General features: G+C 61.9%; 26 protein-coding genes and 1 pseudogene. 11 read left to right on the top strand and 16 right to left on the bottom strand.

The genetic code is table 11. From position 1 onward, the window contains the following. Positions 1–15: 15 nt before the first annotated feature. From C0Z19_RS21425 to C0Z19_RS21395, 7 genes are all read right to left on the bottom strand, one after another. Positions 16–174: a DUF1328 domain-containing protein gene (locus C0Z19_RS21425; protein WP_102611845.1), complete on the bottom strand. Its 159-nt coding sequence runs from the start codon at positions 172–174 to the stop codon at positions 16–18. A gap of 335 nt (positions 175–509) precedes the next feature. Further along, positions 510–1,124 (bottom strand): hypothetical protein, encoded by a 615-nt coding sequence (locus tag C0Z19_RS21420; RefSeq protein WP_102611844.1) that lies wholly within the window; start codon positions 1,122–1,124, stop codon positions 510–512. Between the two features lie 102 nt (positions 1,125–1,226). Beyond that, entirely contained in the window at positions 1,227–1,505 is a 279-nt protein-coding gene (locus C0Z19_RS21415; RefSeq protein ID WP_102611843.1) for a DUF1488 family protein, read from the bottom strand. 33 nt (positions 1,506–1,538) lie between these two features. After that, on the bottom strand, positions 1,539–2,102 hold the full coding sequence (locus C0Z19_RS21410; RefSeq protein WP_102611842.1) for a type 1 glutamine amidotransferase domain-containing protein: 564 nt from the start codon (positions 2,100–2,102) through the stop codon (positions 1,539–1,541). 67 nt (positions 2,103–2,169) lie between these two features. Continuing rightward, positions 2,170–2,724, bottom strand: a complete 555-nt coding sequence (locus C0Z19_RS21405; RefSeq protein WP_102611841.1) for a ferritin-like domain-containing protein — start codon at positions 2,722–2,724, stop codon at positions 2,170–2,172. 277 nt (positions 2,725–3,001) lie between these two features. Beyond that, complete coding sequence (locus C0Z19_RS21400) at positions 3,002–3,571, bottom strand: hypothetical protein (RefSeq protein WP_233196230.1); 570 nt, start codon at positions 3,569–3,571, stop codon at positions 3,002–3,004. A 146-nt stretch (positions 3,572–3,717) separates the two neighbouring features. After that, positions 3,718–4,152, bottom strand: a complete 435-nt coding sequence (locus tag C0Z19_RS21395) for a response regulator (RefSeq protein WP_233196233.1) — start codon at positions 4,150–4,152, stop codon at positions 3,718–3,720. A 215-nt stretch (positions 4,153–4,367) separates the two neighbouring features. On the opposite strand from C0Z19_RS21395, the gene C0Z19_RS21390 reads away from it, so the two are divergent. After that, positions 4,368–5,222, top strand: coding sequence for a MipA/OmpV family protein (locus tag C0Z19_RS21390; protein WP_102611839.1), 855 nt, complete (start codon positions 4,368–4,370; stop codon positions 5,220–5,222). A gap of 44 nt (positions 5,223–5,266) precedes the next feature. On the opposite strand, the gene C0Z19_RS21385 is transcribed toward C0Z19_RS21390, so the two are convergent. Continuing rightward, a complete protein-coding gene (locus C0Z19_RS21385) occupies positions 5,267–6,742 on the bottom strand; it encodes a PAS domain-containing sensor histidine kinase (RefSeq protein ID WP_199180790.1) in 1,476 nt (491 codons plus the stop codon). Between the two features lie 268 nt (positions 6,743–7,010). On the opposite strand from C0Z19_RS21385, the gene C0Z19_RS21380 reads away from it, so the two are divergent. The 7 genes and pseudogenes from C0Z19_RS21380 to C0Z19_RS21355 all read left to right on the top strand — a co-directional run bounded on the left by C0Z19_RS21380 (position 7,011) and on the right by C0Z19_RS21355 (position 12,226). After that, a complete protein-coding gene (locus tag C0Z19_RS21380; protein ID WP_102611837.1) occupies positions 7,011–7,376 on the top strand; it encodes a response regulator in 366 nt (121 codons plus the stop codon). A 220-nt stretch (positions 7,377–7,596) separates the two neighbouring features. Continuing rightward, complete coding sequence (locus tag C0Z19_RS21375) at positions 7,597–7,944, top strand: hypothetical protein (protein ID WP_102611836.1); 348 nt, start codon at positions 7,597–7,599, stop codon at positions 7,942–7,944. Positions 7,945–8,148: 204 nt separating this feature from the next. Beyond that, on the top strand, positions 8,149–8,337 hold the full coding sequence (locus C0Z19_RS21370) for a hypothetical protein (RefSeq protein WP_102611835.1): 189 nt from the start codon (positions 8,149–8,151) through the stop codon (positions 8,335–8,337). Beyond that, positions 8,334–8,513 carry a hypothetical protein gene (locus C0Z19_RS28050; RefSeq protein WP_146012113.1) on the top strand — a complete coding sequence of 60 codons (180 nt, stop codon included), beginning with the start codon at positions 8,334–8,336 and terminating at the stop codon, positions 8,511–8,513. Before C0Z19_RS21370 ends, C0Z19_RS28050 begins: the two co-directional genes overlap by 4 nt. A gap of 307 nt (positions 8,514–8,820) precedes the next feature. Next, positions 8,821–10,920: pseudogene (locus C0Z19_RS21365) on the top strand (histidine kinase); the annotation flags it as partial. Positions 10,921–11,006: 86 nt separating this feature from the next. Beyond that, positions 11,007–11,654, top strand: coding sequence for a response regulator (locus C0Z19_RS21360; RefSeq protein ID WP_102611834.1), 648 nt, complete (start codon positions 11,007–11,009; stop codon positions 11,652–11,654). A 161-nt stretch (positions 11,655–11,815) separates the two neighbouring features. Next, positions 11,816–12,226, top strand: coding sequence for a response regulator (locus tag C0Z19_RS21355; RefSeq protein WP_102611833.1), 411 nt, complete (start codon positions 11,816–11,818; stop codon positions 12,224–12,226). A 65-nt stretch (positions 12,227–12,291) separates the two neighbouring features. On the opposite strand, the gene C0Z19_RS21350 is transcribed toward C0Z19_RS21355, so the two are convergent. The 5 genes from C0Z19_RS21350 to C0Z19_RS21330 all read right to left on the bottom strand — a co-directional run bounded on the left by C0Z19_RS21350 (position 12,292) and on the right by C0Z19_RS21330 (position 19,663). Continuing rightward, a complete protein-coding gene (locus tag C0Z19_RS21350) occupies positions 12,292–12,597 on the bottom strand; it encodes a hypothetical protein (protein WP_425330296.1) in 306 nt (101 codons plus the stop codon). A 200-nt stretch (positions 12,598–12,797) separates the two neighbouring features. Then, entirely contained in the window at positions 12,798–13,526 is a 729-nt protein-coding gene (locus C0Z19_RS21345; protein WP_233196229.1) for a glycine-rich domain-containing protein, read from the bottom strand. After that, positions 13,513–16,944, bottom strand: a complete 3,432-nt coding sequence (locus C0Z19_RS21340; RefSeq protein WP_233196228.1) for a bifunctional diguanylate cyclase/phosphodiesterase — start codon at positions 16,942–16,944, stop codon at positions 13,513–13,515. Before C0Z19_RS21340 ends, C0Z19_RS21345 begins: the two co-directional genes overlap by 14 nt. Before the next feature lie 407 nt (positions 16,945–17,351). Further along, a complete protein-coding gene (locus C0Z19_RS21335) occupies positions 17,352–18,485 on the bottom strand; it encodes a porin (RefSeq protein WP_102611829.1) in 1,134 nt (377 codons plus the stop codon). A 284-nt stretch (positions 18,486–18,769) separates the two neighbouring features. Next, positions 18,770–19,663 carry a LysR family transcriptional regulator gene (locus C0Z19_RS21330; protein ID WP_102611828.1) on the bottom strand — a complete coding sequence of 298 codons (894 nt, stop codon included), beginning with the start codon at positions 19,661–19,663 and terminating at the stop codon, positions 18,770–18,772. A 141-nt stretch (positions 19,664–19,804) separates the two neighbouring features. On the opposite strand from C0Z19_RS21330, the gene C0Z19_RS21325 reads away from it, so the two are divergent. Continuing rightward, positions 19,805–20,212: a DoxX family protein gene (locus C0Z19_RS21325; RefSeq protein WP_102611827.1), complete on the top strand. Its 408-nt coding sequence runs from the start codon at positions 19,805–19,807 to the stop codon at positions 20,210–20,212. Positions 20,213–20,252: 40 nt separating this feature from the next. On the opposite strand, the gene C0Z19_RS21320 is transcribed toward C0Z19_RS21325, so the two are convergent. Both C0Z19_RS21320 and C0Z19_RS21315 read right to left on the bottom strand, forming a co-directional pair. Next, on the bottom strand, positions 20,253–21,431 hold the full coding sequence (locus C0Z19_RS21320; protein ID WP_442808607.1) for a YVTN family beta-propeller repeat protein: 1,179 nt from the start codon (positions 21,429–21,431) through the stop codon (positions 20,253–20,255). Between the two features lie 50 nt (positions 21,432–21,481). Next, positions 21,482–22,297, bottom strand: coding sequence for a creatininase family protein (locus tag C0Z19_RS21315; RefSeq protein ID WP_102611826.1), 816 nt, complete (start codon positions 22,295–22,297; stop codon positions 21,482–21,484). Between the two features lie 187 nt (positions 22,298–22,484). Here C0Z19_RS21315 and C0Z19_RS21310 point away from each other — a divergent pair, with 187 nt between their 5' ends. Next, positions 22,485–22,793: a DUF4148 domain-containing protein gene (locus C0Z19_RS21310; RefSeq protein ID WP_102611825.1), complete on the top strand. Its 309-nt coding sequence runs from the start codon at positions 22,485–22,487 to the stop codon at positions 22,791–22,793. A gap of 25 nt (positions 22,794–22,818) precedes the next feature. On the opposite strand, the gene C0Z19_RS21305 is transcribed toward C0Z19_RS21310, so the two are convergent. Continuing rightward, complete coding sequence (locus C0Z19_RS21305) at positions 22,819–23,031, bottom strand: hypothetical protein (RefSeq protein ID WP_102611824.1); 213 nt, start codon at positions 23,029–23,031, stop codon at positions 22,819–22,821. Positions 23,032–23,111: 80 nt separating this feature from the next. Here C0Z19_RS21305 and C0Z19_RS21300 point away from each other — a divergent pair, with 80 nt between their 5' ends. Next, positions 23,112–24,107: a DedA family protein/thiosulfate sulfurtransferase GlpE gene (locus C0Z19_RS21300; protein WP_102611854.1), complete on the top strand. Its 996-nt coding sequence runs from the start codon at positions 23,112–23,114 to the stop codon at positions 24,105–24,107. Positions 24,108–24,242 lie beyond the last annotated feature (135 nt).

Here is a 24,242-nt window from a genome sequence, read left to right as displayed (position 1 = left end):
ATGTTCCTGCGACCGTCACCTGAGTACGCCGATCAGCAGCGTCGCCAGGAAAATGACGAGGAAAATGAAGAACAGGATTTTCGCGATTTCCGCGGCGCCGGCCGCAATGCCGGTAAATCCAAAGACGGCCGCGATGAGCGCGATGATGAAGAAAACAACAGCGTATCGAAGCATGGCGTCCTCCTGATGAAAGCCGGTGCGCCGGCATGGGCGTTACCGCCGCGCTCGCTTGCCGCGGCAGACACGTGGCGTTGAGGTTATTCGTGGCAACGCTCGCTTTGATCCTGCAACGACTATGCCGGGAATCCGCATTTCGCAGTCGAACATGCTCCGCAGCGCAGCATTCTGGCTCTCCCGCCATTGTCACGGGCGGGTCCGGTCATGCTCAGCGCAAGCAGGTGGCACGTCGAGCGCCGCGGCGCATTCCAATCAAAGGAACAAGGGAGTGCGATCGGCCGAAGGCCGGCCGGGCCGGACCGCGCGCGCTGTGGCTGCGTTGTTTAGCATCCCTAACGATTGGCGTGTGCCTCGGTGCTGGTGGCCGAAGGCGCACGCGCAGTGGCCGCGCCGTCGATCGGTTCGACATCCTTCGTCGGATCGAAATCGGCCCAGCGTCCATGCTGCCAACGGCCATGTGCCCGCTCGACTTCAAGGCTGCCCGCCTCGCGCAGCACGCGCGCGGCCTCGAGCTGATTGTCAGGCGACACATGAACGGCGACGAGCACGCCCGAATCGCGTGATTCATGCATCACCTGATGCTCGGGCACATTGCCGCCGCCGCGCGTGTGCGACATCGCGCCGATCAACGAACCGATGTATGCGCCAACGCCGGCTGCTACAACGAGAATCAGAAATGGCGAGGAAAATGCGCTGAACAATGCAACGCCGATCGCTGCGCCGATGACGGCACCGATCGCACCGCCTTTACCGGCGCCTTTCGATGCACGTGCCGCCTGAGGGTCGGCGTATTGATCGCCGCCGATCGCGAAGCGCGCATGCTGCCCGCGCGGATTGACGAAAAACAGCGTGACGTCCTCTTGCACGAACCCCGCGGCAAACAGCCGATTCGCGGCCGCTTCCGCGTCGGCAAACGTCGTAAAGCGACCTGCGACGATCAGCGACATGACTTGTCCTCCGTAGTTCGTTCTCGTTTCGCTCCGCTTCGGATGCAGTGCGCTTACGTATGCTCAGGCAGCTCGCGTACACAACAGCACGCTTAAGCACGCTCAGGCACGCTCGATACGGAACAGCCCACTGCGCAACACCACGGCCGCGCCGTCGCTTTGCTCGATGGCTCGCTGGCAGACATCGCGGATGCGCTCGCGGCCATCGGCATAAGCGCGCAGCAACTCGGATTCGAGTGTCGAGCCGGCTCCGAAATGGTCTTCCAGCGCCTCGGCCGTGATCGCACACGAAAGCGGCACGCCTTCGACGTTCGCGACGAACCTCACAACCATCTGTGCGCCGTCGAATACCGGCGCGTCGTCGGGGAAGGTCACCCGCATCGTTGGCCCCGCCGTCTCATGTCCAGGCCCGCCTCATGCGACCTGTCCCCGCTGTTCGAGCCGCGCGATGAGTGTCTGATTGAATGCCGGAATATCGTCGGGCTTGCGGCTCGTAATGAAGTTGCCGTCCTCGACGACTTCCTCGTCGACCCACGTCGCACCCGCGTTACGCAGATCGTCTTGCAGGCTCGGCCAGCTCGTCATCGTGTGGCCTTTGACGATGCCGGCCGAAATCGGCAGCCAGCCGCCGTGGCAGATCACGGCAACAGGCTTGTGGGCTTCGTCGATCGCACGAACAAACGCCTGGGCCTCAGGCACCGACCTGATCGCGTCGCTATTGACAACACCGCCCGGCAATACGACGGCGTCGTACTGCTCGGGTCGCACCTGATCGAACGTCGCATCGACGGTCACCATGCAACCGCGCTCGACGTGTCGAAAGCCCTGGATCTGCCCAGGCTTGTTCGAGATCACATGCACCAGTGCGCCGGCTTCCGACAGCGCGCGCTTCGGCTCGGTGAGCTCGGCCTCTTCGAAGCCGTCCATCGCCAGCACGGCAACCTTGCAGCCCTCGAGCGTTTTCGTCTTTGTGGTCATCGGCGCCGCTCCTCTAAGTTAAGTGAAGTGCTATACGCAGCGCAGCAAACGTAATGCCCACCACGACTCAACGCGCTTTGTGCTCAGCGGGCAAACCCGACAGCAGATCAGCCATATCGTCAGCATGCTCCTCCTCCACTGCGAGAATGCTTTCCATGACGCGGCGCGACGTAGGGTCCTTGTCGCCCAGGAACCGGATGATCTCGCGATAGCTATCGATCGCAATGCGTTCGGCCACGAGATCTTCCTTGATCATGTCGACGAGCGAAGAGCCTTCGACATACTCGGCGTGGCTGCGCGACAACAACCCGTCGGGCGAAAAGTTCGGCTCGCCCCCCAGTTGGACGATGCGTTCGGCGATCTGGTCTGCGTGCCCCTGCTCTTCGTTCGAATGCTGCAGGAATTCGTCGGCGATGCTCTTCGACTGAATGCCCTTCGCCATGAAATAGTGCCGGCGATAACGGAGCGTGCAGACGATCTCCGTGGCCAGTGCATCGTTGAGCAACTTGAGCACCGTTGTGCGATCGGCCTGATAGCCGGCGGTCACGGCGCCTTCTTCGATATGCTCGCGCGCACGCTTGCGAAGGGCCTTGACGTCCGACAGAAACGGTTGATTCGCCATGGGGTTTCTCCATCGATTTGTATTGACGAAACACGGCTCGGCGCGCGAGCGGCCTGCCGTCGCGTGCCGCTCACGTTCGAGGGAGGGTATGCATCATTCGTGCCAAAGCGTATCGCCCACCTTGGAGGCGTTCGGCATGGGCATTGCACCATCGATGTCTGGCACCCGCCGCCGTATCACCCAAGTCAAAGTTACATTCGGCCGCACCCGCAATCGCACGGCCGATGGCGAAAGCGATCCCCGCAGGCGTCGCCATGCGGCGCGTCAAGGCGCAGCGCTAGCCGCCGTTGGGCGGATACGCGAATTTGTCCGGATCGGCCTGCGTGCGATAGGGCAAGGAGTCGGATGCAGGGTCGGTCGTGGTCGTATCGAGCACGCGTTCGACGTCGGCCGTTTTGGCGAGTTCGGAGAGGAAGGCATGCTTGTCGAAACCGGGCGCGACACAGCCTTGCACGTAGATGAATCGCCGCTGCAATGTCAGCCACAGCGTCGTCTGCTCACGCCAGTGCACGGCCGGCTCGATATTCGATAGACGCCGCTTCACGGCCTCTTCGATTTCCTTATCGTAGAGATACCCGTTCGGCAGTCTGCAACGTCCCTCCCACCAGCAGCTGTTGCCACGCTCGATACGGTAGTGCGATTCGCCGAGCCATTCCTGCTCCGTCTCGAACGGGCCGAGCGGAGCCGGGCAGGCCGGGATAGCGTCAGAGATCCGGAAGAACGGATCATGGCCATGATTGGCGCGCACGCCGTCGGCGACAACCGGTACTGCCACTGCCAGCGCCGTCAGCGCTATGGCGACCGTCGCGGCCGCCCCCATGCCAGATGCTTGCAACGAATGCTTCATTGTCACGCCCCCGGGGTACGAGCGGCGCATCGTGAAGGCAGCGTGGCGCCGACTCCGCGCGATTGGAGCACGCCGTTTTGGCTATGACAAGTCTGCGGATTCGTGGTGTGCGCAACGCGTGCGCGGTCGGTGCACAGCGTTCTCGTTCAGCGACCGCCGCACGGCTCACCGTCGCAGGAACGGTCGATGGGATCCAAAACGTGAGACGCGCCCTCGCTCGCAAATTCGAGCACACGCAAAATCAGCTCCGGCGTGAGCGGCTTTGCGCAATGCGCGTCGAAGCCTGCCTCCCGGGCGCGCGCGCGGTCCTCCGACGATGCGTAGCCCGTGCATGCGATCAGCAGCATGTGCGCCGTCGCCTCATCGGCGCGAAGCCGGCGCGCCAGTTCGAGGCCGTCCATTCCGGGCATGGCAATGTCGAGCATGACGGCGAACGGTTGCCATTCGCGCGCGATCGCGCAAGCCTCATGCGGATCGCTGGTCGCGCGGCATTCGAAGCCGTCCGCGTCGAGCAAAAGTTGCAAGGCCTGCGCCGCGTCGCGATAGTCGTCGACCACCAGCACCCGCCGATGATTGGCCATCGCCGGCCGGAATGTGCGCCATAGCACGACGTCCTCGCTCGCTTTATCGGGCTTGGTCACGGCCATCTCTCCCCAGGTAGGTCTCGACGCAAACGCGAAGCAATGCAAATAACGCACCCGCTCCCGCTAGCCGCGACAAAAAAAGGCATGCGCATTGCTCACAGCTCTGGCACGATTTGCTTGCGCCTCTTGCTATCGAATAAGGAAAACAGCTTATGTCGACCTCCATCGCGGCATCGCGCGTGGCTCTTACGGGCGCCGTTTTCATGGCGCTCGCTCCTGCAGCGGTGCATGCACAGACGCCCTCGCCGCTCGCCGAGTGGCAGTACTCGTCAGGCATTCTGCTCGAGCAAATGTTTGAGCCCAAGCTTCCCACCTGGCGCATCCGCGTGGGGCCCTCCGCCAGTTTTCAGCCGCGCTACGACGGCTCCGACCGCTATCACCTGATGGGCGGCCCGAGCATCGACATTCGTTACCGCGATCGCTTCTTCCTCTCCACGGGGGAAGGCATTGGCGTGAATGTCCTGACGGGCCCGAACTGGCGCGTGGGAGTGGCCGCCTCCTATGACCTCGGCCGGCGTGCAGCCGACGATCTCGATCATTTGAGCGGGATGGGCAACATCAACCCGGCCCCGAGCCTGCGACTGCTCGGCGAGTACGCGATTTCGAAGTCGTTTCCGCTCGTCTTGCGAGCCGATCTTCGCCGCAACTTCGGCGGCGACAACGGCTGGATCGGCGATCTCGGCGCCTATATGCCGATGCCGGGCAGCTCGGAGACGTTCTCATGGTTCGCCGGCCCCACGATGACGATCGCCGATTCGCGATACATGAACAGTTGGTTCGGCGTCAACGCGCAACAGTCGGCACGCTCGGGCTATCGACAGTACGATGCGTCAGCCGGCATCCGCTCCGTAGGATTCGGCGTTTCCGCGTCGCTGAGGGTCAGGAAGCATTGGATCGTCAGTGCCGACGGCGCATTCCAGCAACTCGTCGGCGCCGCGGCGCACAGCCCGATTACCCAAACGCGCGCGTCAGGCGTGTTCGACGTTTCAGTGAATTACGAGTTCTAAGCGGCAACGACCAGACCGTTCCTTCGACCGCAGCGTCAGCGCGATCACCGGTCTTCGACCGCTTCGACGGCTTCGCGAGGCAACGACACGCGGACGGAAAAGCCGCCGTCCGCTTCAGTTCCGATAGACACCGCTCCGCCCAGCCTGCGCACGCGTTCGCGAATGCCGGCCAATCCAGAGGGGCTCGGCCGCCCGTGAACATCGGCGGCGCCGTTCTCGATACCGACGCCGTTGTCGCGAATCATCACCAGACACGCCGTTGCATTGCATCGGAACTCGATCTCGACCGCGGTGGCGTGCTGCGCATGTCGCACCACATTGGTCAGCGCCTCCTGCACGATCCTGAAGATCGCCGTCGAGGCGGCGTCGTTGAACACGACGCCTGCGGCATCGCTCGTGATGTCGACGTGCAACCGCGACCGCTGGCGGAAATCGTCGACGAGCCATTCGAGCGCGGGCAACAAGCCGAGATCGTCCAATACCGCGGGACGCAACCCCGCCGCGAGCCGCCGCACCGATGAAATCGCATGGTCGACAGCCTCGCGCATCGCAAGCGCGCGCACGCGGACCGCCTGCAACGAAAGCGAGTCGTCGATGCTTGCCTGCGCGTCGGCCTCGGCCAACACCGCCAGGTCCATCTTCAACGCGGTCAGTTGCTGCCCCAGATCGTCGTGCAATTCGCGGGCGATGCGCTTCTTCTCCTCTTCGCGCGTCGCCTCGATCCGCGCTGCCAGCTCGCTCGCGTATTCGAGTTGACGCAATTGATTGCGCTCGCTGATATCGCGCACGACCTTGGCGAACCCGACCAGGTCGCCGGCCATGCCGTAGACCGCCGTCACGACGATGTTCGCGCAAAACCGCGTCCCGTCTTTGCGCAGGCGCCATCCCTCTTTTTCGATACGGCCGTAGGCCGCGGCGTCGGCCAACTCGCGTTCGGGCTCGCGCTCGGCGATGTTCTCGATCGGATAGAAACGCGAGAAATGCCGCCCGATGATTTCGGCCGCATGGAACCCGAGCAGGCGGGTCGCGCCCCCATTCCAACTCGTCACCTGTCCTTGGGGATTGAGCATGAAGATCGCGTCCTCGACGGCGTCCATCAACCGACGCATGCGCTCCTCGCTTTGGCGCAATTGCTCTTCGTTATTGCGGCGTTCGGTCAGGTCGCGCGTGATTTTGGCGAATCCCATCAGATCGCCCGTTTCGTCACGCAGCGCGGTGATGACGACATTGGCCCAAAAGCGCGACCCGTCCTTGCGCACGCGCCACCCTTCGTCTTCCCAGCGGCCGAGCTCCCCGGCCCTGAGCAACTCTTCGTCGGGGTAACCGCGCGCCACTACGTCCGCGGGATAGAACACCGAAAAATGGCGCCCGATGATCTCCTGAGCCCGATAGCCCTTGATGCGTTCCGCCCCCCCGTTCCACGTCGCGATCCGGCCCTTCGTGTCGAGCAGCAAAATCGCGTAGTCCTTGATCGAGTCGACGAGCACCCGATAGCGTTTCTCGGGCGAAATACGCTGCAATAACGCACCGTCGTTATGCGGGTCTGAAGGTGACGGCCGAATATTCAAGGAGCGGCTCCCGCGATCGCTAATACCTCAGTCTAGCTCTGGTATGAGAGAACTGTCATGCGAAGCGCGAGATACTTCGCAAACGTTTGCTCACGAACCCATGTAAGCCGTGTCTGACAGACGAGCCGAAACACGCACAGCAATCAAGTCCCAAGCTGATTTCACACGTGATTCGTTTCCTGGACACTGAAGGCATCCAATCGAATTGTCGTTGTCAGTCATGAAGGTGTTACTCGTAGAAGACTTCGCGCCCATCCGCGACCGCCTGTGCGAACTCGTGCAAATGGTCCCCGGCGCACAAATCGTTGCACAAGCCGACGAGCCCGCCGCCGCACTCGCTGCCATCCGGGAGAGCGAGCCCGATGTCGTGATCGTCGATCTGCAGCTCAGAGGCGGCACGAGCGGACTCACGATCCTGAAGTGGTTGCACCAGCATCGGCCCGCGACGACCGCCATCGTGCTCAGCAATTCCGCCTACGCACAGATGCGCAAGGCATGCCTCGATCTCGGCGCAGGACTTTTCCTCGACAAGGCGGGCGAGTTCGCCCGCCTGCCCAGGGTGCTGGCCGAGTTGTCCGAGCACTAGGGCCCGGGAGCAACTTCCGGGAGCAACTTCATTGCCGCGTTCAGCGTTCGGCGAGGCACAAGCCATCGATTTGCTTTCTTGGTATTTTCGTTTTGCTTTCGCAGTCACCCCCGAGGGGATGGAGGTTCGACCGCGCATCGCCGGGCGACACCGTTGATTCATGTCAAAAGCGCGAAATCGACGCGCGCTTAGATTGAGGCCGTCAGGCCAGGAGATCGACATGCAGCACAGCCCTCACATCGATTCGCGAGCGGCGCAAAGATCGGCGCCCACGTATCTTGCGAGCTACATTTTTCCCGTGCTGCTCCTCGCATTCGAGGTCTACCGCGTCGGCTATTGGATGGCCTCGCACGGGATCGAGTTTTCCCACTTCGGCGAGTCCAGTCGCGGACCTTCGTTGATGCTTGCCATGTTCGCCGTCCAACTTCTGGCCGAAGGCGTGTTTCTGGCCGCTGCGTGGGTCGCGCGGCAATCCGACCTCCAGCATCGCTTTACGACGGTGTTTCTCGGACTGTTCGGTTCATTGCTCATCCTGGCGTTCGACTACGGCTTGAGCATCGCGTTTTGACGCATCACGGTACCCGCCGCGCGCATGCGCCCGGCTTGTAGGCAAACGCTGACATCGCTCCTCTCCCTCCTACGCCAAGTTCGGCGCCCCCTGATTTGCAACGCCCGCGGCGCGGCCAATACTCCAGACAACGGATACCGATTCGTTGAGCCCGGCGCTCTTCCGGCCGATAGCTCGCGATCAAACGCCATACGGAGAGCCGCCATGTCGACCAAAGTTGCGAATCATGCTTCGGCGGGAAACGTCGAAGACATTCTCGAACTCGCACGCGATGCAGGATTGCTCGTCACGCTCGACGGGCAGATCGGGCGCGAGAGATACCAAAGCGTGGCTGGCTCGCTCAATTCGTTCCTGCGCTTCGTCGACGCGCTGCGCGACACCGACAAACATTGATTGACGCTCGCCGCTTGCTCCGGTCGCCCGGCAAGCGGATTGGTGTCGATGGCTCGATCGAATCGAGTCTCGTCCATGGCCGAATGATCGCAGCGCTCGACGGGCCGATGGACATGCCCTCGCGCTACGCGCTGTTTCGCGATCAAGCGTTCATTGCCCATTCAAACGCGTATTGAATCAATCATCGGGCGCTTTCTGCCCGAACCACCGTTCGACGATAAATCGCCGCCCGTAAAATTCAACGAGCATTTGGCGTCGGCACGTTCAGCCCATTGCGTCTTTTTCGCGTCTTTTTATTCTCTGATCTATGCTTCGCTTGACCGGCGGCGGCGAGGGCGACGCGCGCGCCATTGGCAGGCGGGCGTTAATCTAGGACAATTCGCGCCAAGCCTGCAGAACTCGCGCCAGGCGATCGCCGGCTTGAATCTCGTAGTTTCGGCCCTGCGCCGCGTGAAGCGGCCCAGGTACTCGACCATCCGCAGGATGAGCATGTCCGCAGCAGGAACCTCGCCTTCACCCGCCACGCCGCCCGATGAGCGCAAGGGCGACAACGCGCCGCTGCGCGTGCCGTTGTTGGCCGCGATCGCAACAGCGGCCGTCTTTTTCTTTGCCGCGTTTGTGTCGGCGCTCGTCGTGCACAAGCATCTGCTCGCCGTCGCCCAGGGCAGCTTCGACACGCGAGCATCCCATGTCACCGGTGACGTTCGGCGCGAACTCATCCTGTGCTCGCAACTGCTGCGCGGAGCGAGCGGCCTCGTCGCCGCTCAATCATCGTCGGGCGACGGCAGGCCGTCGCCCGACGCGTGGGACCGATATATCTCGCGCCTCGACCTGGACGACGCGCCGCCCTGCGTGCGCACGCTCGGTTACGCCGACGCCTCTGCGAGCGCGCTCGCCTCGATGCCACACGCCACGAACGCCGACGCTACCGCAGGTCCCCTGGCGCGCACCGTGCTCATGTGGCCGCCGCGTGGCGACGCGCCCGACGGCGGGGACCTGGGCGTCAGCGACCTCACCCGCGCAGCATTGATGCGCGCCGCCAATAGCGGCGAAGTGGCGATGTCGGTCCGCCCCCTGCCACGAGAAAGCGCTAGCGAGACAGAGCAAGGCGGGGGCTCGGCGCATGCGCGCGTCGATCTTTATCTGCCCGTCTACCGCACGGTCCCGCCGCCGGCGCTGGCCCCGGCACGCCGCGCTGCGCTGCTCGGCTTCGTGGTAGCGCGTCTGGACACGGAATACCTGTTCGCCAGCATCGCCGCGCACGAGCCGCATTTCGAAATCCGCGTATCGGCAGGCCAGCCGCCGATGTCGCTTTATCCTCCGGGCGCCGTGCTTGCCGACAAGAACGATCGGCCGCAGCAGTTTCACCGCACCGACACGTTGCGTTTCGGCGGACAAGCGATATCGCTCAATTACGCCACCAGCGATCCGACGCTCGCCGCCTCGGCCGATTTCAGCAGCAGCGCCATTTTGTCGGCGGGCCTCGCCGCCGCACTGATCATGGGCGCTGCGGTCTTCATCTTCATGCGCCAGCGTGGCACGACGCTTGCAGAAGCGGGCCTGGCACGTTCGCGCTCCTCGTTGAACGAGGCCCGCATGATGGCGATCTTCCATTCGTCGGGCGAAGCAATCATCACGCTGGACGCCCAGCAACGCATCGTGTTGTTCAACCCCACCGCCGAACAAGTGTTCCGCTGTTCGGCCATGGATGCGATCGGCACGCCGATCGACCGCTTTATCCCGGCCCGCTATCGAGAGGGGCATCGCAAGCATGTCGAGCGCTTTGGCGAAACGGGCGTGACGCAACGCAAGATGGGGCGGCAGCAGCCGGTACTGGTCGGGCTGCGTGCCGACGGCGAAGAATTCCCGATCGAGGCGTCGATCGCGCAGGTCAACGACGGCCATGGCAAGCTTTACGCCGTCATGCTGCGCGACGTCACCGAGCGCGTGCGCTCCGAAGACACGCTGAAGGCCTCGCGGCAGGAGTTGCGCGAGTTGTCGGCGAACCTGCAAAGCGTCCGCGAAGACGAGAAGACCCGCATCGCGCGTGAGTTGCACGACGACCTCGGTCAGCAATTGACCGCATTGAAAATGGATCTTTCCGCGGTCGAGCAATCGCTCGCCGATTCGCCGGCCGCGCCGCCAACCGTGCTTGAGCAACTGCAAGGCATGCGCCGCCTGATCGATTCCACGGTCGGCTCGGTGCGCCGCATCGCAGCCGATTTGCGGCCGGTGATGCTGGACGATCTCGGTCTCATGCCCGCGATCGATTGGCTGCTCAACGATTTCAAAACGCGCTATGGCATCGACATCGAGCGCCGTATCGAGCCGGGCGATACACTGTTCTCGAAAAATGGTGCAACCACGATCTTTCGTATCATTCAGGAGGCGCTGACAAACGTGGTGAAGCACGCCGAGGCGACGCGCGTGTCGATCGCGCTCGATACCGAAGATGGCCAATGCCGGCTGCGCATTGCCGATAATGGACGTGGGGTGCGCGACGCGCAGGCGGCCGAAGGACACGGGGAAAAATCCTTCGGGCTGCTGGGAATACGCGAGCGCGTCCATGTGCTCGGGGGTTCGGTCTCGATCGAGACAGCGCTCGAGAGCGGGTTCGCGTTGAGTGTGCGCATACCGCTGGCCGCAATACAACAGGAAGAGGCTCTGCCATGACAAAAGTACTACTGGCCGACGACCATGCGCTCGTGCGCGATGGCTTGCGCCATATTCTCGAAGGCACGAGCGGTTTTGAAGTTGTCGGGGAAGCGTACGACGGACCGACCACGATTGCGCTCGTGCGCGGCACGCCGGCGGACGTGCTCGTGCTCGATCTATCGATGCCGGGGCGCAACGGCATCGAGCTCGTCAAGCAAATCAAAGATGAACTGCCGACGCTACGCGTGCTCGTGCTGACGATGCATGCCGAACAGCAGTATGCGGTACGCGCATTCAAAGCAGGGGCGTCGGGCTATCTGACGAAAGAAAGCGCCAGCAAGGAACTGGTGTCCGCACTCACGAAAATTTCGGCTGGCGGCGTCTACGTCAGCCTGTCGATGGCCGAACGGCTCGCACAGAGCCTGAACGAGCCGACCGACATGCTGCCTCACCAGCGGCTGTCCGATCGCGAGTTCGACGTATTTCGCCGCATCGCATCAGGCCAGACGATCAGCGAGATCGCGCACGAACTGTGCGTCAGCGCAAAGACGGTCAGCACCTACAAGACCCGCATCCTCGAGAAAATGCAGATGCCGCATGAGGCCGCGCTGGTTCGTTACGCGATTCAGCACAAACTCTTCGAAGACAGCGAAGATTTGTAACGGGCCGTTACCGCATCGTCGGATGATTTGCGTGAAAAGCCCGCTGCGCGGGCTGCTCGGCGCTCGTGTAGGTTGATTCCTACAAACGCCTTCCACGCGACTGACACGACATTCCTACCGAGCCGATATTTATTTGACGAACGGCTGACGATACTGTGCTCATGAAAACGAGCCTGCCATCACCGTTGAAAGTTTTCGTCGTCGATGAGTCGACGCTCGTGCGCGATCGTCTCACGCGCCATATCGGGCCGGACGGCGCCGCTTGCATCGTCGGCGAAGCCGAAGACGTCGAGACGGCGCTCAAAGGCATCGCCGACACTGACGCGGAAGCCGTTGTCCTCGACCTGCGCCTGATCGACAGCAACGGCATGGATCTGCTTCATGCGCTGCGTGGTCGCACCGATCCGATCGTCACGATCGTGCTGACGAACTACGCGTCCCCTGTGTTCCGCGAAGCGAGCGTCGTGGCCGGCGCCGACTACTTCTTCGACAAGACAACGGAATTCGATCTTGCGATGGAGACGATCGCGCGCCTTGCCCGAGAAAAGCAACACGGTACGAACGGGGCCTGATGCTCAACGGATTTTCAGCAGTCGATGCATAGCGGCTGATAGCGGCGCCTGCAGCATCCGTCGATTCAATTGCCAAGCCGAAGAAAGGCATGCCCACGATGAGCGAGTTCACGTTCGGCATAGTCGAAGGCGGCGCGCACGGCTGCCTCGGGATCTTTGTCGGAGCAATGCGGCAACGGGATGAACTGCTTGTCGGGTGTGACGATATCGAGCCGAGCGTCGTAATAGGGCCCGTTCGGCCCGTGCATTGCCTCGATCGCGAGATGACAATTGTTCACATACGCTGCAAAACGCATCAACCGCAAGAGCTGCACCCCAGCCTCAGCCTCGATTCGTGCCGCCCCCGGAAAGCCGACGTACACGATTTGCATGCCGATGCCCATTTACCGTCCCCTCGCCCATTCGATCGCCTTTTCGGGACCGCGCAGACGCGACCCTCGATCAGCTGGTTCTCATGGTGGGGCATCAGACCGCGAAACGGGTTGACCTGGGTCAACCGGGCGCAACGGCGCAGCGGAACAATGACGGCGAGCGGGGCGCTTAGGGCGGCATCGCCCCGCCAGGCGAGCGGTTAGACCCTTTGCTGCGACGCCAATGTGGAGGGAAGAGGTGCGGCCATTGGACGAACGCAATAGGCCGCCGTGTCGGCCTTCGCTACGGGCTTCACGCAGTACGGTGCGGTGTCGCCGCTCGCCGCGGGTTTCACGCAATAAGCCGTCGCATCGCCCTTCGCCTCGGGCTTCACGCAATAAGCCGTCGCATCGCCCTTGGCTTCAGGCTTCACGCAGTAAGCCTTCGCATCGCCCTTCGCTTCGGGCTTCACGCAATAAGCCGTCGCATCGCCCTTGGCTTCAGGCTTCACGCAGTAAGCCTTCGCATCGCCCTTCGCCGCGGGCTTCACGCAATACGCACTGCCTTCGCCGAACTCGCGCACCTTCAGGTCCTCGCTTTGAGCGGCCAACGCGAGATGCCGGGCTTCGTCCTCGCCCCCGTCGATCCCGCTGAACGGATCGTGATGAATCATGTATCCGAAGATGCGCTCGCAGTCAGCGCTATAACGCTGCGTGTCGAGGATATGCATGTGCCAGAATTCGTCCACCTCCTGGCTCGGAACGATCGGCGCATTCGGATATTTCGCGGCCAGTTTCAAGAATTGACGATAGTCCGCCTCGGCGAGTTCGATCGTGCGCAAGGCAATCACGCCGTCGCGTCCATGCATGAGTTTCGCTTTGATACGCGTGAAATCGAGCTCGTCGATCGCCTTGTACATCTCGGCAATACCCCGTTTAATGGTCTGCATGATGCTGTTCCTTCAAGACTGATTGGGCGCTTTGGGGTTTATTGGCCCCGGCTCCGTGGGTTGAAGATCTCGCGGAGGGAGCGAGATCGGATTCCGCGACACGGCCGAGAAAGCTCTCGACATCGTCGGCGGGAATGGGGCGGCTGTAGAAGTAGCCCTGCACTTCGTCACAGCCTTCCTGGCGTAGAAAATCGATTTGCTTCTGCGTCTCCGCGCCTTCGGCGATCACGGATAACCCGAGGCTATGGCCGAGGGCGATGACCGCACTCGTAATCTGGGTATCGCTGTGGCTATCGGGCACATTGCGAATGAATGAGCGATCGATCTTCACCGTATCGATCGGGAAACGATTCAAATACGCGAGCGACGAATAACCCGTGCCGAAATCGTCGATCGAGAGCCGAACGCCAGTGCGCTTGATGGCGGCGAGCCAGCGCACCGCTTGCTCGGGATGACGCATCACCATGCTTTCCGTCAACTCCAATTCGAGGAATTCACCGGGCAGGCCCGCATCTTCGAGCGCATCCAGAATGCTTTCGTGCAGCCGGGGATCGGCGAATTGTCGTGCCGAGAGATTGACGGCGACACGTATCGGCCCCAGGCCGCGTTCGCGCCATTGCGCCGCCTGGCGGCAGGCCTCGCGCAACACCCAGGCACCGATCGGCACGATCGCGCCCGTCTCCTCCGCGACCGGAATGAAATCGGTGGGCGAGATGGCGCCGAGCTCGGCGTTGTTCCAACGCAGCAGCGCTTCAACTCCCGTGCAATGACTCGAGCGCAAGTCGATCCGCGGCTGATACACGAGGGAGAACTCGCCGTTGTCCACGGCATGTCGCAGCTGCGTTTCCATTTCGACGCGCCGGTGCAACGACATGCTCATCTGCCGCACGTACATTTGATAAGTGTTCTTGCCACGCTGCTTGGCGCCGTACATCGCCATATCGGCATGCTTGAGCAGGGTCTGCGCGTCTTCGCCGTCGCCCGGGAACGAACTGACGCCAATGCTCGCGCTCACCTGCAGTTGCGAACCGCTGATCGTGAACGGCTGGGCCAGCGCCGCCTGAATTGCATCGATCGTTTCGATGACGACCGCCAAGCCGTCGCCTTGCTGCTTCACGAGCACGACGAACTCGTCGCCGCCGAGCCGCGCGATCATGGCGATGTGAGGCAACGCATCGTGCAGACGCGCGACGACCGCGCGCAACAGCAAATCGCCGACGTTGTGCCCGAGCGAGTCGTTGACGTCCTTGAACCGGTCGAGATCGATAAAGAGCACATGCAGCGCCGTGGCATCGGCGCGCGCACGTGCGAGCAATTCGTCGAGATGCTCACGGAACATCAATCGATTGGGCAACCCGGTCAACGCATCGTGCGTCGCAAGGAAATGGAGATTGTCCTCGGCCTGACGACGTTGCAGGAAGTGGCTCATCTGGCTCACGATCGAACGGGCCATGACCAGCGCCTGCGGCTCGACATGGCGCCGTTGATGCGAATAAAACTCCGCTACGCCGACCACGACCGAACCCAGCCGCAACGCGAACGAAAATGTCGTGGCAATGCCTGCATCCGCGAGCCAGGATGCATCGTCCGCGCTATTCACGGCGCTCCAACGCGGTGCAGGCGGAGTGTCCTCCTCGCTCGTCACACTCGGTCCATGCGTGAGCAGGCGGACTTCCAATTTGCTATTGGTCGCGGTGGACGTAGCACAAAGCAATTGCTTGACGCCCGCGGGGGTCGGGCGGAATGCACCGCCATCCCAGTCCATGCCGCTCACGATCGATTCGATCAAATGCCGACAGACGTCGAATTCATTTCCGGCTGTCGCGAGATAGAGCGTAAAGGCGTGTTCGAGATCGCGCGCGCGTTCAATCGATTTTTGCTTCGTGATTTCGAGTGCCGTACCGCGCAGCATGCGCGTGCCGGCCGGCCCGTACACATGGCCGATTATGCGCAGCCAACCGCGCCTCCCGTGCCGCGACGCATATCGGCATTCGAGTTCGAACGCATCGCGCGAAGCCAGCGCAGCCCTGGCTTGCTCGATCAGCACGCGCCGATCGGACGCATCAATCGTACGCAACAGCGCTTTGAGGGAATCACTTTGTCGCCGCCATCCGATCAAGCGCGCCATTTCTTTCGACAGCTCAGCACCACCGCCATCGACATCGCCTCGCCAATCGCCAAGATGTGCGATCCGTTGAGCCTCGGCGCGCGCGGCTTCGCTTTCGCGCAAATCGTGCGTCATTCGATCCGCGAGCCTGAGCGCCCGCGTCCGTGCCGTCGACAACGCATAAGCCAGAACCGCCAGCAGCGCGCTGATAACGAGCCCGGACGCGAGTGCGAGATCCGGCAAAAAGCGCTGCGTGCCGCTAAGGGCCGCAATATCGGCCGAAAATATGATTTCCCATCGGCGCCCCGCGAAAGGCTGCTCCGCGCGCCGCTGCAACCATTGCGCCTTGGCAGGACGCGCCGCACGTGGAGCGAACGGGACAACGGCGGGCGCTGCGCGCTCCGCGGCACGTGCACTGCCTGCGGGGCCCGCCGCGAGGATACTCGCCGCACCGTCGATGCTGTCATAGAGCAGCGACTCCTTCGAGCTCGATACCGGCGGCGTACGCATGCTGCCCGCGTCATAGATCTTGAATTTGATGACGCGCAACGTCTCCGCGCTAAGCAGGCCGTCCAGCATGTCGTTGACGCGCAGGCCGGCGCCCACCGAACCGACATAAGCACGGCGGCGCTCTTCCACCGTGCCTGTCGGCATCCCCTTGTGATAAACGGGCATGCGCATGGCCAGCCCAACGAAATGTGCGCCGCGATCGTCGAGAATCAGGCGCCCGCTGCTGATCGGTTCGCCGGAATCGCGCAGCGCAGCCATTGCCGCGCGTCGTTGCGGCAGCGCTGCGATGTCGAGGCCGACGACCTCGCGATTGGCAGCCAGAGGTTCCAGGTACGTCAACACGTCGTAGCTGTCACGCACGCTGGGGGGGTGAATCGAAAACGCGATACCCGCGCCCTGCAGAATCTGATCTCGACGCTGCGCGGCGACGAAGGAATCCACATCGGCCGCGCGCACGTAGGCCGCGTAATTCAACGTTTGGAAACCCGGATATCGCCCCGGTAAATCGAGACCGACAACGAAATCGTGAAACTCGGCGCGCGTGACGTTCGCGTCCTCGCCGAACAGGGCGCGCATCGTAACCAGAACGTCCGTATAAAGCCGTACGCGCACGGCGATTTGCTGTTCCAGGCTGCGAGAATCGTTTTCAAAGCGCAGATGCGCCTCCCGATTTACGAATTGCTGGCACAACGAATACACCGTGACCGTGGCGGCCAAAGCGAGCACCAGCACGCCGAGTGCAAATCCCTGCGCAAACCAGTTGCGACAGGCACGCCTCACACGTTCAAATGTTGCTCGCACATCATTCCCCAAAAGACGCACCCTGAGCCCATCAGGCCATCCGGCGCGAAATCGACACGCGCGCCGGTCCCGCACGACGCCGGTGACGGCTACGCGTTGCGGGTAGGCGACGCTTACGGTCGCAAACAGTCGTTGATCGATTGCCGGACACGCCCATTCAGGGACGCATCAGGCACGTCACACGCCCGATGAAACGGGCGACTAAGTGGAACGGCGGCCTGAGTCGTAGTCGGCCACCGCAGCGGAGGTAGGTTTTCTTATAGGCTCTTTTGTACGAAGGATAACGGTCCGCGACCTTGATACAAGTCAAACAAACCCTATCGACATAAACCCGTCATCGATTGCAGACACAAAAGAGTCGATAAAAAGCACCTTTTTACCGCATTGAAAAAGCACGACGACTGACTTTAGAACAGGTGCCTTACACCGAGTGAAACGACCGTTTGAGAATTGGAATTCGCGGCGGGGAGCGTGAATAGTTGTGCGCGCACGCCGTTACTGGAACGCAACATCACTGCATTGCAATAGATATCGGTGCGCTTTGAGAGGGAGTAATCGATACCACCCACAATTTGATTCCAATGGGCTTGACCGAGCTTCGAGTAGGCATAGCTGCCCGATAAAGAAAACGCATAATTCACGGAATATTTCACGCCGCCTTCGGCGGTGCGCAGCGAAGCGCTTGCACCATTCTGGCTGAATTTCACGAGCGTCAGCAACCCATGTAGAAAGGCTGGCCCCCATTGATAACCCGCGCCGACGCCGGCGACGGTCAACTTGTCGAACGCTTTGAAAGGCGACAAAAGCCCCTGGGGCCCGGTGCCCACGAGCGAAGCCCCGAGCACGGTCGTCCCGATGCCGAAAACGGTCGTGAAATTATGGATCTCCGTATAGGCCGCGCCGGCGCGAAACGGCCCGTTTGCGTATGTCATGCCGAAGGCAACGGTGCTGTTCGCCACGAAATTCCCGGGCTGCCCGCCGAACGCATACAGCGCACCGATTTGGAAACCCGCCATTTCGGGCGTCAGATAGCGGACGGAATTGTCGATTCGCTCCGCGCCGAGCCGATCGAGATCACCGAGGTGAAACGCAAAAACCGATGGCGTCAGCGTACCCGCCGCGAACCGCGTGAGATTGGTCGCCATGAAGTCGTACTGCCGCCCCATCGTCAATGTCCCGAGCCGATCGCTGGCGAGACCCACGAACGCCTGACGCCCGAATTCGAGGCCACCTTGCGAAAAGCGCCCGTCGTTAAGCGTGAAGCCGTTCTCGAGTCGAAACACGGCGCGCCATCCACCGCCGAGATCTTCGACGCCGCTCAGCCCCCAGCGGTCGGATTGCCCCACGCCGCTCGTTTGCGCCCATGCATGCTTGCCGCCTTCGTTGGTGACGTAAGTCAATGCGTCGTCGACGAGGCCATATAGCTGTACTTTGCCTTGCGCGTGCGCGTTCGTTGCAGCCGCAACAAAAGCCGAGCTGAAAAATACGCGGGCGACGACAGCACCGCGCAAGCGTCCTTTCGCCCCACATGACTTCGACATTGCGCCTCCGTTGCATGTTGCCGTTGAAACGACACGATGCCGCGCTTGAGCGAGCCGAGGCGCCAAACAAACATTAATAACGGTTGGTCTCTAGCGCAATAGCGAAAGGCTTAAAAAAATCCGCTAAAACAGCAAACAAGCCATGCAATGTAAATGCTCGAATCAAGCGATGCAATATGCCTTCGCAGTCAGCACAACAAAACTCTGCCGTCGATAGCGAGATTGGCGGGTGGTCCAGGACCGATTCGTCCGTCTCGCGCGGCCGCGGGCAAAACTGAACTGCCTCAACGCAAGCGAGCGTCGTTGCAAAGGAAATCGAGGAAGGTTCTGACCTTGGGCGAGAGGTATTTTCGATGGCGATAAACGCCATAAAGCCTGGTGCCGAAAAAGCGATAGTCGGTGAGTGCAGCTTCGAGCGCACCGGACTCCAGGTCGCGCGCGATCAACACCTTCGGCAGGAACGCGAGGCCCATTCCTTCAAGCGCGGCCAGCCGCAGCAACGACTCGTTGTTCGTTTGCAAGACGGCATCGAACTTCAAAGGCTCGACGCCATGTGGGCCTTCCACCTCGAGCGCACTGTTGGCCGGGAGCATCGAATAGCCGAGCATCGTATGGCGCGACAGCGCTTTTACATCGCCGGGCACACCGGCGCTGCGCAGGTAGCCCGGGGATGCGACGAGATGAAACGTCACCGGGGCGATCGGTCGTGCAATCAAAGCCGGCCCTAACGACAGCGGGTTCGTTACGCGCAGCGCGAGATCGAAACCCTCTTCGACGAGATTGACGAAACGGCCCGACAAATCGATATCGAGCGTGACGTCGGGATAGCGCTTTCGATAATCGTTCAGGACACCTACAAAAGCGGGATTGGCCATCCAAACAGGGACGCTGACCTTGAGTGTGCCGTGCGGCGCCGCGATCGATTGGCTGACGGCCGACTCGACGTCGTCCAGTTCGTCGAGCAACTGCCTTACGTGTTCGAAATAGGTGGCGCCCGATTCGGTGAGACTCAGATGGCGGCTCGTGCGATTGAGCAACAATGCGCCCAGGCGACGCTCGAGATGCATGACGTGTTTGCTCGCCATGGCCGGCGACATGTCGAGCCGGCGCGCCGCGGCGGCGAAACTCTTCAGGTCGACCGCGAGGCGGAAAACCCGCATGCTCGTGAGCGTATCCATTCCATCGTCAACCAGCAGTTAATGATGGATCAATCATAGCCGAGTTGATCCGGGGCGACGACCGCCCTATCGTGGCGGGATTCCGGATTTTTCACCCGGAGCAACCATTCCTGTTCGTTACGGAAATCACCAGAGGCCAATATGATCAAAGAGAAAAGCGCGCCGTTTGCGGCGCTCGTGCTGCGCGTCAGTCTCGGCATTTTGTTTCTTGCGCACGTCGGCCTGAAGCTGTTCGTCTTCGGCGTGCCGGGCTTCGTCGGCTATTTTGCGTCGCTCGGTTTGCCGGCCATCGCCGCGTACCTGACGATCGCGCTCGAACTCATAGGCGGTCTCGCGTTGATCTTCGGCGTCTACGCTTCATGGTTGGCCTTGCCGCTCGCCGCGGAAATGCTCGGCACGATCGTCCTGGTTCACGGTGCGAACGGCTGGCTCTTCACGAACAAGGGCGGCGGTTGGGAATATCCGGCGTTCTGGGCTGTCGCCCTCGTCGTGTTGTTCCTGCTCGGCGATGGTGCGTATGCGCTGCGCCCCGCCAGGCACAGCGCCTGAGCGCCCGCGCCGCTCATTACAGCATCTGCATCTGCATCTGCTATCGCATGTTGCCCGTGTGCCCAAGCGAATAACGCCCAGGTTGCGGCCATACGGTCAGCCCGTGCGGCTCCATCCCGACCGGAATCGACCTGACTGCCCCCGATGTCGTGTCGAACGCATAGACGACATCGTCGAAGCGTCCTGAGAGCCACAGCGTTTTACCGTCCGCGCTGACATTGCCCATGTCGGGGCTGCCGCCACCCGGGATGGGCCACGTCGCCACCACTTTGCGCGTCGCGAAGTCGAGCACCGAAACGCTGCCCTTGCCGTGTCGTGGGCCATGCACGCGGTTCGACCCGCGATTGGCGATATAAAGCCTCGTGCCGTCGCGGCTCGGGTACAGGCCATGCGTGCCGACGCCCGTCGCGATGAAACCCACTTGCTGAAAGCGATCGCCATCGACGATATAGACGCCGTCGGCCATCATATCGGCCACGTAAAACACCTTGCCGTCCGGCGATACGCGAATGTCCTGCGGCATGCCGTTCTTGCGAAGTTCCAGGTAACCGATCACCTTACGCTGCACCATGTCGATCTTCGCGAGCTTGCCGCCAAACTCGCACGTAAAGATCGCATATTTGCCGTCGATCGAAAAATCGGCATGGTTGATACCCTTGCATTGCGGCACATCGAGACTCGCGTGCAACTGCATCGTCTGCGGATCGCGAAAATCGAGCCGTGCGTGGGTTTCGGCTACGACGATCGCATCCTTGCCGTCGGGCGTGAAATACATGTTGTAGGGGTCATCGACCAGCACTTCCTTGCCGGGCTTGCCGGTGGCCGGATCGATCGGCGTGAGGCTGCCATCGGTTCGCCCTTCGGCGTTGTTCGTCACCCAGAGCGTATGCAGATCCCAAGACGGCACGATATGTTGTGGGCTGCGTCCCACCGCAAATTTGTCGACGACCTTGAATGTGGAAGGATCGATGACGTAGACGTCGTCGGAACGCAGGTTCGGCACATAGACGCGCGATAGCGCGCCGCTAACGGCCGGGCTCAAATGGTTCGCACGCGCCTCGCCATACAGATTCGATGCATCGACAACGACCGGCATACCCGCCACCGTCTGCACGGTCGATGTCGCCGCACCGCACGACGTCGACATCATCGCCGCGCCGCCGATCAGCGCGCCGACCCACGAAGCAAGCGGCTTGTACCGGGAGCCATTCCAACGCATAGCACCTCCTATCGATAGCCTGCGCCGCCGCATACGGCGCAGGCGATGGTTCAATGTCCTGCAGTCTCCCTGCGAATGGCCTCGACCGTGTGCGCGACGATTGCATCGATACCTATCTGTCCAAGCCCGGCGCTCGAGCGGCGCGGATCGCCGCCGTAGACGCCCTGTGCTGCGCCGGGCTTCGGCGCGTTGCGCAGCGCATCGAGCCTGACCATGCGCGGCGCCACGGCAAGCAGCAGCGACGTATCGGCCAGCGCCGCATGCGTGCCGATTTCGTCGTCACGATAACCCTTTTCCCGGAGCAGCCGCGCATAACCATCCGAGCTCTCGCCGTAGTACTCGGCCGGCACAAAAGCGCGCGCCTTCGTCGCGGCCCAGGCTTTATTCAAACGCGCGACCACGTGCCTGATATCGTCCTGATAGCCGCCATGGTCGCCGAGAAACACCACGTTCCTGAAGCCATGCACCATGAAACTGTTCGCCGCCGATTCGAGCGTTTTTTCGAAAACATCGTCCGGCACCGTGATCGTGCCCGGGAAACGCATGTGAGAGGTAGGCGGCAAATAGCCGCCCTCGGGCACATAGGCGATCACGGGCGCGACGAGTGCGTTGCCAAGGCGCTGCGCGATCCGGGTCGCGAGAATTTGCACGCGCACGTTGTGCTTGCCGAGCGCCACGTAGGGTCCGCTTTGCTCGGTGCCGCCGATCGGAATGAGGATCGTCGTTTTGCCCGCGGCGATCTCGTCGCGCAGTTCGGTCCACGTCAGATCTTCCAGCTGAACGGAGTTGGGTGTTTGTGCCAGCGCGTGGACTTGCGTGACCGCAAGGCCCACGCACATGAAAGCAATTTGTAACAATGACCGCATACCGCACTCCGCAATGAAACTGCAATGGACGCTAATGCTGCGCGTCGATTATGGCCAAATCCGTAATGATGATTTATCGAATTAGGCGTTAACCCTAGGGCCTCTGATCGCTAGACTGCAGTCATCGGTTCTACGCAACGAGCCGGATGCAACAGATAGCACACACAAACTTCTGGAGGTCATTATCATGAAATCGCTCATTCAATCTGTCGTTATCGCTGCCGCCCTTACTGCTCCCGTCGCCGTCTTCGCACAGTCGAACGCGCCCGTGACGCGCGCTCAGGTCAAGGCCGAACTTGTGCAGTTCGAGCAAGCGGGCGGCCTGCGCAGCTTCAGCAACGACCCGTATTACCCGGCCGACGCCCAGGTTGCGCAAGCGCGCGTCAATGCGCAAAACGGTCAAGACGAGGCGATCGGCGGCGTGCATGCCGGCTCGTCGGCTTCCGGTGCGCCGGTCCGTCCCGATGCGACGAAATCGCTGTACTTCGGCAACTAAACCGCGCTGTCAGAACACGTCGGCCTTAGGCGCGGAAAGCGCTGCGCGGGCCGACATATAAAAACTTCGCTGCATCGAATCGATCCCGGCTTGCTTCGTCGCCCTGACCGCAAGCCGGTTTTGTATCGATACCTCCGCCGCCGGTCTCCGGCGGTTTCGCCTGGCCCATCCGGCTGGGCACTTTTTCAGCTTTCGGCCCCTCGCTCAATTCGCCGGCATGACCATGGCCGTTGAGCATTAGCGCATCGAGCATCGAACGCGGCATAATCCGCCAATACGGCCTTCTGAAAGCGGTTGCCTGCCGCCGGGAAATTTTCGATGCTCCACGATCTCGTAGTGCGTTATGGGTCCGCCCTGGTGTTCGTCAATGCGCTGGCGGCTTCGCTAGGGCTGCCGGTTCCCGCCATGCCGACACTCATCTTGTTCGGCGCCATGGCTGCACTGCACCCGGTTTCGATCGGCGCGCAGCTATTGCCCGTGCTCGTGCTCGCCGTGTTCGCGTCGGTGATCGGCGACAGCGTCTGGTTCTTCGCGGGCCGTTACTACGGCGGCGCAACCCTCAAGACGCTCTGCCGCCTGTCGTTGTCGCGCGACACCTGCGTGAAGAAAACCGAGCGCTTTTTCGGGCGTTGGGGCGTACGCGTGCTGACCGTCTCGAAGCTCGTGCCTGGGTTGTCGCTGCTTTCGGTGCCGATGGCTGGCGCCGTCGGTACGCCCTATCGCACATTCGTTGCACACGATGGAATCGGCGCTGCCATCTGGGCCGCGCTGGGTTTGATGATCGGCGTTCTGGTGTCGCGCCAGGTCGATTGGATGTTCGGCGCTGTGGCTCGCCTGGGCCATGCCGGTTTATTCGTCGTGGCCGGCCTGCTTGCCGTCTACGCGGGCTATCGCTGGATGAGGCGGCGCGCGCTGAATAAAAAACTCATCGATGCGCGAATCCTCGTGGACGAGCTCGACGAACTGATCTCGGGCGAACGCGCTCCCGTCATCCTCGATATCCGTTCCGACGAAAAACGCCAGCTCGATCCCTACATCATCCCGGGCACGCGCTTCGCGGACGAACACCGCCTTGACGAAATCGTCGCCGACTACCGCCCCGATCAGAAGATCGTCATCTATTGCTCGTGTCCGAACGAGGTGTCGGCGGCCTGGATGGCGAAGAAGCTGGTCGAAGCGGGCTTTCGCGATGTATTGCCGCTCAAAGGCGGCATCGATGCATGGCGCGAAGCCGGCCGCACGGTCGCCAAGCTGCACGTCCAAGCGGCTGATACCGCACCCGCCGACGATCAATCGGCACCGCGGCCGGCCTGATAGGCCGCGCGCCGCGCCGGCCGCCAGGACCACGCGCCCACTGTCGTTTTCTCGGCCCGTCGCATCCGGCCTTCCGTTGTCGTACCTCGCTTGCATGTTGTCTTCGGATGCGGACTGGCAATCATCGAGATGCAA

The sequence above is a fragment of the Trinickia soli genome (assembly GCF_002879855.1).
Lineage (GTDB): Bacteria > Pseudomonadota > Gammaproteobacteria > Burkholderiales > Burkholderiaceae > Trinickia > Trinickia soli.
This window is presented reverse-complemented; position numbering and strand designations above follow the sequence as displayed.